The sequence below is a fragment of the Flavobacterium sp. genome (genome assembly GCF_020217025.1).
GTDB lineage: Bacteria > Bacteroidota > Bacteroidia > Flavobacteriales > Flavobacteriaceae > Flavobacterium.
On record NZ_JAIWOF010000003.1, the window covers coordinates 1 to 10,000 of the forward strand.

A 10,000-nucleotide genomic window follows, 5' to 3' on the forward strand; every position below is an offset into this window, starting at 1 on the left:
CCCGTTGTTGAATAAGAAGTCCCTGAAGCATTATCACATCTATATCTAAAATAATATGTTGTATTAGGAGTTAATCCTGTCAAGTTTTTTGGCGAAACCCAAGTACCGGCAGTACTTCCTCCAGCTCCCGAAAGCGGCGAAAGAGCTACATTTCCAGCATTATCTGTAGCCAATTGAGAATAAAGAGTTGTTGTAGAACTTGATGTTACTTGGAAGCTAATAGTTGCCGAAGTTGCAGTAATATTATAAGAACTTGGCGCAGAGAACGTAGCAACCTGCGCATTTCCAAATGTAAATGGAAATAATAAAAGAAATAGTAATCTTGTTTTCATAAGAGGATATTTTAAAATTTGATTCAAAAGTATTCTCAATCACATCTTAAATTTTCAATGAGTTTACCAAACCCTATTTTCCGTTAACGAAAAAACAAGACTAAAAATAATTAAAATCGATTTCGTTAATCTAAAACCTAGTTTCATAAACTGAACAAAAATCCAAACCTTATTATTTCTTATATTTGTTATAAATGAATTCAAATTGAAATTTTTTCAAACGATACTACTCTTTTTATTTACTCAAATCTTTTTTGGGCAAAACCCTTATTATTATACGTTGGACAAAACTAACGGGCTACCATCCAATAGTGTATATGATATTTTTCAAGACAGTAAAGGTTTCATGTGGTTTGCAACGGGAAAAGGATTGTGCCGATATGACGGAAGTACGTTTAAAACTTATTCATCGGACAACCAAACTTCTAAATCAGGCTCTTGTATTAATGAAGATTCGTTTGGTCGAATTTGGTACATCAACTTTGATGGCTATTTATATTATGTTGAAGATGGTGAATTAAAAAATTTACCCCAAAAAGAATCTGTTGGATACATGAAATATGGTGTAATTAAAGACAAACTATACTTAATGCAATCTAAAAGTATTGCCATTTATGATTTGAAAAAGGTGCAATTTATACAATCGATTCCAATTCCAGAAGCCAATGTTTTAAGCACCTTTGTAACCGAGTCTAAATTTTGTTTCATAAGTGATAAGTTGTATGAAATTGAATTTTCAAAACCTATAAAATCACATGAATTAACTGAAGATTTTAAAAAGTATTTAAATGTTCCTATTGTTCAAGCAAACAAAGATGAACTTTTTATTGTTTCAAAATTTACAAATCAATATTATAACTACAAAAACAATCAGTTTACTCAAAAAAAATTTACTTGTCTGTTTGACTTTGTACAAAATTTAGCCATTATTGATAATACACCTTGGTTGTGCACACCAAACGGAGTTATTAAATACGAAAAAGAAAAAGGCACTACTTACTTTTCTGAATATAATATCTCATACATATTCAAAGACAAACAAAAAAATTATTGGATTTCTACTATTAACAACGGTCTTCTTTTTATTCAGGATTTTGAAAACAACTTTATTAAGTTAGATCCAAAACCTACCATATTATCACCTTATAATAATCAAATTTTAATTGGAACCGAAAACGAAGTTATCTACGGTTTACAATTAGATAATTTAAACATTAAAACCATATATAAAAGCAATAGTAATCATCCCATTTATCAAATTGAGGCAAACGAAAAAGAAAAAACCATTTATTTTACATCGTTGAAATTTAAAATTTTAAATCAAAATTATAAGCTTATCAACGAAACTGCCGTTGCAATTAAAGACATAAAAAAAGTGGATGAAAGTTATTATTCTTTTGCCGGAAGCGGATTGTGTGGTTTAATAAAAGTAGGAAGCAAAAAAAGTATTTGGGACAAACTATACCAGAAAAACATTCAAAAAGATCCAAAATTCAAAGAATGCCAATTACTCAATTTAAAAGGAAAATCAACGGTGTATAATTCACATAATAATTGTATTTATTATGCTACTAATATGGGATTAAAATTTATTGATTTGAATGGTTTGAAAGAATTAAAATTCAACAACAAAACACTTTATATTACCAATTTACAATCCTATAATAATGTCGTTTACGCTTTGTCAACAAGTGAAGAATTATATAAGATTGATTCTAATAATAAAGTAACAAAAGTTTCTGTGTTTGAAAAACACTTAAAAGAACGCTTTACTAAGTTTAAAATTCAAGAGAACTCCATTTTTATTTTTACCACAAACGGAATAATTGAATACAATTTAATTAAAAACTACTATCGTAAAATTTTACCTTTAACTAGCGATCTAGAAGTTACCGACGTTGCTGTAATTGGGAATAAAATTTATTTTGCTACCTCAAAAGGGATTATTGTAAAAAATAAATTCAAGAACAAAGAATTTGCCAAACCTGAATTAATCATCAACGAAATAAAAGTTAATGGCACTCTTCAAAAAGAGAATAACTTAAATGAATTAGAATACAATCAAAACAACATTACTGTTAATTTTTCTGTACTCTCTTTTAATCCAAATGAAAAAAATAGTGTTTTATACAAAATAAACAATGGAAACTGGAATCGCTTGGATATTGATAACAAGAATCTGATTTTATCTTCTATTTCTCCTGGAGATTATAACGTATATTTAAAAATAGATGCTAATTATGAAACACCTATTCAACAAATCCATTTTAAAATCAATAATCCCTTTTGGTTAAATCCTTTTTTCTTAATTTATTTAGGATTGATTATCATTGCTTTAGCTTATACTTTTTACAAATATCAGATTCAAAAAATCGAAAAGAAAAACCAACTTTTATTAGATAAAGTCAATTTAGAAAAGAATTTAAATCAATCGAAGCTGAAAGCGATTAAATCACAAATGAATCCGCATTTCTTTTACAACGCTTTAAATACAATTCAATCTTTTATTTTATCTAACGATAAAAAACAAGCGGTTTCCTATTTATCAAAATTCTCTACACTTACTCGAACAATTTTGGAAATGAGTGAAAAAGAAAACATCACCCTTTCGGAAGAAATTAAAACTTTAGGATTGTATTTAGACATTGAAAAAGCTCGTTTTGATGAAGATTTTAGTTACGATATCAATATTGGTTATGGTATTGACATTGAAAACATTAAAATTCCATCTATGCTGTTACAACCTTATGTTGAAAACGCGGTAAAACATGGTTTGCTGCACAAAAAAGGAGAGAAAAAAGTAACCATAGATTTCGAAAGAATATTTGATTCTTTAAAAATAACTATTGATGATAACGGAATTGGACGACAAAAAAGCGCCGAACTAAAAGCTATTAAAAACAAAGATCATCTATCATTTGCTACTGAAGCCATGCAGAATCGTATCGAATTACTCAATCAATATAAACAACAAAATATTACCATTAATTTTGAAGACAAAATAAACAAAAATGGTCAATCTTCTGGAACAAAAGTTATTATAGAAATTCCAATTACCTACTAAAATGAAAGCCATTATTATAGACGACGAAAAGAGAGCACGAATTTCGCTTGCCTTACTTTTACAAGAATATTGTCCAGAAGTTACCGTAGTAGCCGAATGTGAAAATCTACCAGAAGGCATAAAAGCCATCAGAAAGCAACAACCTGATATTGTTTTATTAGACATTGAAATGCCAGGTCATAGCGGCTTAGAGTTATTGGACTTTTTTGATGAAAACGAAATTAATTTTTCAATTATTTTTACTACTGCTTATAATGAATACGCCTTAAAAGCATTCAAATTTTCGGCAGTCGATTACTTATTGAAACCAATAATCCCAGAAGAATTAGCTGAAGCCATTCAACGCGTTGCCAAACAAAAACAGCGTTTTGAAAATTTTATAACCTTTAAAGAAAACTTACAACAAGAAAGCTTAACTAAAATAGCGGTCCCGTCAGGGAATACATTGTTATTTTTAGACACCAATAAAATCATGTACATTAAAGGAGAAGGCGCTTATTCAGAAGTATTTTGCAATGATGGAAACAAACAATTGGTTAGCCGAAACTTAAAGAATTTCGAAGATATTTTATGTTCTGATTCCCGATTTTTACGTATTCACAAATCTTATATCGTAAACTTCAACTTTGTAACAGCTTTCAACAAATCAGATGGTGGAAGTATTGAATTAGAAAACAAAATACAAATTCCGGTTTCTCCTGATAAATCGCAAACTATTCTAAATCAAATTCAGATTATAAAACGTTAGTTTATTTCAGAGTTTTCAATTCCAACTAGCTTCAAATCTTTCCAAAAATCTGGATAGGATTTAGAAACCACCTCAGCTTGATTAATTGCAATTGGAACTTCCAAAGCTAAAGGCGCAAAAGCCATGGCCATTCTGTGGTCTTGATAAGTTGAGATTGAAATATTTTCCTTAATTCCAGAAGAAGATTTCAAATGTAAAGAATCATTAGTTACTGAAATTTCAGCTCCTAATTTTGTTAGTTCTATTTTTAAAGCTTCTAATCGATCCGTTTCTTTGATTTTTAGCGTATGTAATCCTGTTAAATCGCAACCTATTCCTAATCCAAAACAGGTTACCGCAATGGTTTGAGCAATATCAGGACAATTATTTAATTGGTAATTGACAATTGACAATTGACAATTTTTTGTTTTAGAAATCGTAATTGAATTATCACTATTAAAAGTAGTTTCAACTCCAAAATCTTTATAAATATCAATCAAAGCACTATCGCCTTGAAGACTATTCTTTTTATAACTTGAAAGTGTAACTTGAAAACCTATTTCAGACAAGGCAACAATAGAATACCAATAAGAAGCAGATGACCAATCGGATTCAATGGTTAAAGGAGTTGGGTGTTGGGTGTTGGGTGTTGGATTTACTTTAATTACATTATTTTCAAAAGAAGTCATCACTCCAATTTCATTCAATAACGCTAAAGTCATTTTGATGTATGGAATTGAGGTGATTTCGCCTTCAAGTGTTAACTCTAAACCATTTTCAAGCTTTGGAGCAATTAATAAAAGTGCCGAAATATACTGGCTACTCACATTAGCTGGAAGCGAAACTTTATTCTGTTTTATTTTTTTTCCTTTAATACGGATTGGCGGGAAACCTTCGTTTTCTTCATAAGTAATTTCGGCTCCTAATTCATTTAAAGCGTCAACTAAAATTTTTATCGGACGCTCTTTCATTCTTGACGAGCCTGTTAAAACCACTTCTTTTCCTTCTTGAATAGAAAAATAAGCGGTAAGAAATCGCATAGCTGTTCCTGCGTGGTGAACGTCAATGAGTTGTGAATGGTGAATAGTGAATAGTGAATTTAGTGCTTTTTGCATCACTTCCGAATCATCAGAATTGGAGGTGTTTTCTAAAGTTAAATTTGGATACAAAGCCTGCAACAACAACAATCTATTGGTTTCAGATTTTGAACCCGTGATTGTTACTTTTCCCTTTTCCCTTTTCCCTTTTCCCTTTTCTAAATGTAAATTCATTATTTGGTAACCATTTTTAATCCAACTATGGATAAAATTAATGTGGAAATGAAAAACACACGCCAAAACGTTGCCGGTTCTTTAAAAACAATAATTCCTACTAAAACACTTCCTACAGCACCAATTCCTGTCCAAACGGCATAAGCAGTTCCGATGGGTAATTCTTTGGTGGCTTTTACTAACAATATCATACTGATTGAAAGACATACCAAAAAACCACCGTACCAAATTAAAGAAGTGTTTCCTGTTGATTCTTTTGCTTTTCCTAAACAGGTTGCAAAACCTACTTCGAATAATCCTGCTATGATGAGTAAAATCCAGTTCATATTTTTATTAAGGTAAAAGGAAAAGGGTGAAGGGTGAAAGGAAATTCAAAATCAACAAGTGACCTTTTACCTTTAACCCTTTACCATTAACCTTATTTAAGTTTCTCGTTATTATGATGTCTATCGTGATCGCGTTTGGTTTTTAAATCCATTTTTTTATCAAAAGCGGCTTGTAAATCTACACCTGTTTGATTCGCCAAACACAAAACTACAAAAACTACATCAGCAAGCTCTTCTCCTAAGTCTTTGTTTTTATCGGATTCTTTTTCGGATTGCTCGCCATAACGACGAGCTATAATTCGGGCTACTTCACCTACTTCTTCAGTAAGTTGAGCCATATTAGTTAATTCATTGAAATAACGAACACCATGTTCTTTAATCCAATTATCTACTTCTTGTTGGGAATTTTTTATGTTCATATTATTTCTTAATTAAAATAATTTTATCAGTTTGCTTACTAATCATTTCTTTAAAAAGTGATTTTAAAATTTCGTAGTCTTCTGGAGTAATAATTGTGCTATTAATCTCTATACTTGATGATATTTGAATTAAATCATTGGTTACTGAAGTATTAAAATTATAAACAAGTTCTCCTTTAGGTGTTTTATATATAATTGAAGAAGGAAAATATTCAATTTTATAATTTTCTGGCACTTTAAGAGAAATATTATAATTTATTTTTTGAAGAAAATCAAATTCAATTGGATAACTTCTTTTTTCAGATTTAAAAGGATTTTTATTCATTTCCATAAATAATAATGGTGAAATATATAATTTTTCCCCTATTATTTCTACTAAATTATCACTAAAAAATGAATAGGTTAAATTAATTGGCTTAGAATTTTCATTTTTTATTGTTAAATCTTCTATTTCAGTTCCATCGTAATCTTTTTCAATTTTTTCAATCAATGATTGATTACTTAAATTTGCATACTTCTCTCTAAACAAAAAAGCTAAATATTCCGTTGAGACTTCTCGTACTTTTCCTTTAATATTTGTATCATCGACTATATCAGCTAGAATTGTAATGTTTTTTATTGAATATTTATTCGGCTCTAAACTTATTTCTTTACTAGTACCATTTGGCATAAGCATTCTACCTGACCAGTTTAAAACTTTTAAAGGAAGAATATTAGGCAAAGAATTTTTATTTGTTGCATCTAAAAGAACTACATTTTCATCGCCACTTAATTTTACTCCTACAATTACATAGTTGAAAGCCGATCGACTTGGAAATATAGCAATACCATTTGATCTTGTACTAACTATTATTGGATTCGCATCAAGACCTGCATATCGTAACATTGCAACCAACATTAAATTAATATCCGCACTATTTCCAACTTTTTCTTTAAATGCTTTTTTTACACCTTTTTCACAATTATAACTATTGTTCTCGTTCCATACCATTTTATTTTGAACATATTGGAATATTTTATCTAACCTATCTTTTGGTGAAGCAATATCTTTTATCAAAACTTGAATCTCTTCTTCAAAATAAGACTTAAAATTTAATTCTCTACCAAAATTATCATTATCATAAATAGATTTTGAAACGTCATCCCAACTGAGTGACATGTTTTGAAATGGTTTATTTGGATAGTTAATAGATGCTAATTCATATTTTAAAACTGACGTATAATTATTGATATTTCTAACAAATTCTTCACCTTTAATAGGCATAATATCTTGCGCTGAATATGAATATTTTGTGCTATTGAAGTCTAACGAAGTAATAATTTTTTCCTCCGTAGAAATTTTTTCAAATCCAGCAATAACAGTTCTATATCTAAAATATTCAGGAATATATACTTCGTATCTAACACTATTTACAGGAATTTCATGCTGAAAATGCCAATCATTAAAATTTGATATATAAGGAGAAACTATTTTGTAGCTAAATTCGATAATGGAACCCTCTCTTACAGCTGGAAATGTTATTTTCTTTAAATTCCATTTATCATTTACTTCTTCTTTAAACTCACTTTCAGACTTCAACTTGGTTTTTTCAACTTTACTACCCACTAAATTGTAAGTATATGCATCATAAACATAAACTTCTTCTTTTCCATTGCCTCCCACAAAATAGGGTATTTCTTGATTTGCAAATTTAAAACCTTCTTTCTTATATATTTTAATTTTTACTTCAACCTCAGTAGTTATTTCCCAAAAACCATCTCGGGTTAAAGTAAAATTTGTTTTTCCTTTTTTAAAAAGATATGCAGCAGATGATGATGAGTCAATTGGATGCACACTTTGTTTTAATTCATCTACAGTTACTTCACCTAATTTTAATTTTTGTGTAAAACCTAATTGAAAAATCAGTAATAGAGAGATAATCGAAATATTTTTCACTTTTTTTATTTTAAAATTAATAACATCTTATTGTTTTCACTTCTGGCAACTAACTCTCTAAATTTTCTGTAACTTTCATATTTATCTGCAGCATAATATCCACTTTTTATTAAAAGTTTACGTTTATAAATTACATTGTTACCATTTACTTCTATTTTACAAATATAATTTCCAAACTCATTGCTTACATTTTGCTCATTAGGTACTGAATCTACTTTGTAATTACTAGGAATTGTTATAATTGATTCATCTTCATAACAAAAGCCTCTTTCTATTTCAAAAGGAATTTTTCTATCCTTATGTTTTTTAGGAACGAATGAAAATTGATTGATACAATTTACCGCCACAATTATTTTATCTTGATTTGGTTTTACAAAATCGTTTGATTCAAATTCAACAATTTCGTTTAACTCTAAATTTTTACTATCATCTTCAATTATAGCTTTGGTTATTTTTTTTTCGCTAATTACATTAAAATAATCGGCATAGTATTTTTTTATATTATCATTATTAGACTTTTTTAAAACCAACTTATTATCATAAATAATTCCTTTTGAATTAATTACAACACTACACTTAACACTATTATCATCATTTAGAGTTACTTTTGAAGTTGTTTTTTGGTAATTTTGCTCATTTAAAAATGCTTTTGTTTTAACAATTTTAGAAGCTTCACCAGACACTAATAACACCTTTCTATCATCTGTAAAATCACCTTGAAAGCCAAAAGGAAGAGTTTGACTAGTACACTCAAGCCATGTAATATTATCATTTACATCTGGAATACCTAGTATTACGTGATTCCCTTGCATAGAAACAAAATCCTCAACTATATCTCGCTTTTGATCATCACCATAAACCACAGCGTAATAAGACGGGATATTAAATTTTTTTAATAACGATCTTGTATAATTAGTTAGTGCTTTACAATCTCCATAACCTAATCGATCAACATCTCTTGCTAGCATGGGTTTCCAACCTCCTATTCCTAATTGTATACTTACGTATCGTGTTTTATTTTGTACATATTCATAAATTATTTTAGCCTTTTTCAAATTATCACTTTCATTACCAATCAATTTTGCTAATGCTAATTGAGTGGTCACTGGAATTTCCTCTGTATCGCTTAACAATACATCATGCATCCATTTTCCAAATACTTCCCAACTCTCTGCGCTACCTTCTACACCCTCAATCTGAAATTTATTAAGTCCAAAAATTACATATGGTGTAAACTTACTTAAAGATGGTGCTAATTCTTCCTTACGAAATGCTTTAAAATTTTTTATGGAATACAAAAGACTCCCTTTAGATTCTATTTTTAGTACTTTATCATCAAAATTAAATTCCTTAGACTTTAATTTCACATCAGATGCATATTGTATATTTATTGAAGAATTTAGTATGCTAACATAAAAATCTTCAATTGGATTCCAACTAGGAACAAAAGCTGTATTCGAAGTGGAAATTTCACTTTGATAAACCATTGTAAAAGGGAATTTTACAGGAGTATAATCTAAATATAAAACTCTATTATCAGTTATTATAGAACCTTCACTTACAGAATTTTCTTTAAAATCTTTTCGTTTTATTTTTTTAATTTCTGAACCAAAAGCATCATAAATCGTCGCTTCTATATTTATTATAGAAGTAGAATTATCCATATACTCATAGGCGTTCATATTCTTTAAACCTAATTCATTAAATACAGTTATTACTCGATATTTTCTGACAACCATTGAATTATAGCTCGAAAAAATAATTACGGTTTTATTATTTTTTATAACAGCATTTGCATTCTCTTTAATACTATCTGGAAAAACAGCAAAAAGATTTTCTTGAGAATAAATTGAAAATGAAAATAAAAAAAGGATTAGTAAGAATATTTTTTTCATTGTGTTTACTCTTTATTTTTTGTGTCTATA

At 28.8% G+C, this 10,000-nt stretch carries 8 protein-coding genes; 2 read left to right on the top strand and 6 right to left on the bottom strand.

What is annotated here, in order from left to right; all coding sequences use genetic code 11:
- Positions 1 to 332: hypothetical protein (locus LDL23_RS00115; RefSeq protein ID WP_291263882.1), on the bottom strand; the 332-nt coding region annotated here is incomplete at its 3' end.
- 205 nt (positions 333 to 537) lie between these two features.
- Here LDL23_RS00115 and LDL23_RS00120 point away from each other — a divergent pair.
- A complete protein-coding gene (locus LDL23_RS00120; protein ID WP_291263883.1) occupies positions 538 to 3,396 on the top strand; it encodes a histidine kinase in 2,859 nt (952 codons plus the stop codon).
- 1 nt (position 3,397) lies between these two features.
- Positions 3,398 to 4,144 carry a LytTR family DNA-binding domain-containing protein gene (locus LDL23_RS00125; protein WP_291263884.1) on the top strand — a complete coding sequence of 249 codons (747 nt, stop codon included), beginning with the start codon at positions 3,398 to 3,400 and terminating at the stop codon, positions 4,142 to 4,144.
- Here LDL23_RS00125 and aroA read toward each other — a convergent pair.
- The 5 genes from aroA to LDL23_RS00150 form a co-directional block, all read right to left on the bottom strand.
- Positions 4,141 to 5,394 carry a 3-phosphoshikimate 1-carboxyvinyltransferase gene (aroA, locus tag LDL23_RS00130; protein WP_291263885.1) on the bottom strand — a complete coding sequence of 418 codons (1,254 nt, stop codon included), beginning with the start codon at positions 5,392 to 5,394 and terminating at the stop codon, positions 4,141 to 4,143. The genes LDL23_RS00125 and aroA overlap by 4 nt on opposite strands.
- On the bottom strand, positions 5,394 to 5,720 hold the full coding sequence (locus LDL23_RS00135; RefSeq protein WP_291263886.1) for a multidrug efflux SMR transporter: 327 nt from the start codon (positions 5,718 to 5,720) through the stop codon (positions 5,394 to 5,396). Before LDL23_RS00135 ends, aroA begins: the two co-directional genes overlap by 1 nt.
- A gap of 92 nt (positions 5,721 to 5,812) precedes the next feature.
- Positions 5,813 to 6,139 carry a nucleotide pyrophosphohydrolase gene (locus LDL23_RS00140; RefSeq protein ID WP_291263887.1) on the bottom strand — a complete coding sequence of 109 codons (327 nt, stop codon included), beginning with the start codon at positions 6,137 to 6,139 and terminating at the stop codon, positions 5,813 to 5,815.
- 1 nt (position 6,140) lies between these two features.
- On the bottom strand, positions 6,141 to 8,075 hold the full coding sequence (locus tag LDL23_RS00145; RefSeq protein WP_291263888.1) for a DUF3857 domain-containing protein: 1,935 nt from the start codon (positions 8,073 to 8,075) through the stop codon (positions 6,141 to 6,143).
- Positions 8,076 to 8,080: 5 nt separating this feature from the next.
- On the bottom strand, positions 8,081 to 9,970 hold the full coding sequence (locus LDL23_RS00150) for a DUF3857 domain-containing protein (protein WP_291263889.1): 1,890 nt from the start codon (positions 9,968 to 9,970) through the stop codon (positions 8,081 to 8,083).
- Between the last annotated feature and the right edge of the window lie 30 nt (positions 9,971 to 10,000).

Bases quoted from the DNA above. Each gene is read 5' to 3' on its own strand.
- LDL23_RS00125 (WP_291263884.1), top strand. From the start codon at position 3,398: ATGAAAGCCATTATTATAGACGACGAAAAGAGAGCACGAATTTCGCTT.
- LDL23_RS00150 (WP_291263889.1), bottom strand. From the start codon at position 9,970: ATGAAAAAAATATTCTTACTAATCCTTTTTTTATTTTCATTTTCAATT.
- aroA (WP_291263885.1), bottom strand. From the start codon at position 5,394: ATGAATTTACATTTAGAAAAGGGAAAAGGGAAAAGGGAAAAGGGAAAA.
- LDL23_RS00140 (WP_291263887.1), bottom strand. From the start codon at position 6,139: ATGAACATAAAAAATTCCCAACAAGAAGTAGATAATTGGATTAAAGAA.
- LDL23_RS00135 (WP_291263886.1), bottom strand. From the start codon at position 5,720: ATGAACTGGATTTTACTCATCATAGCAGGATTATTCGAAGTAGGTTTT.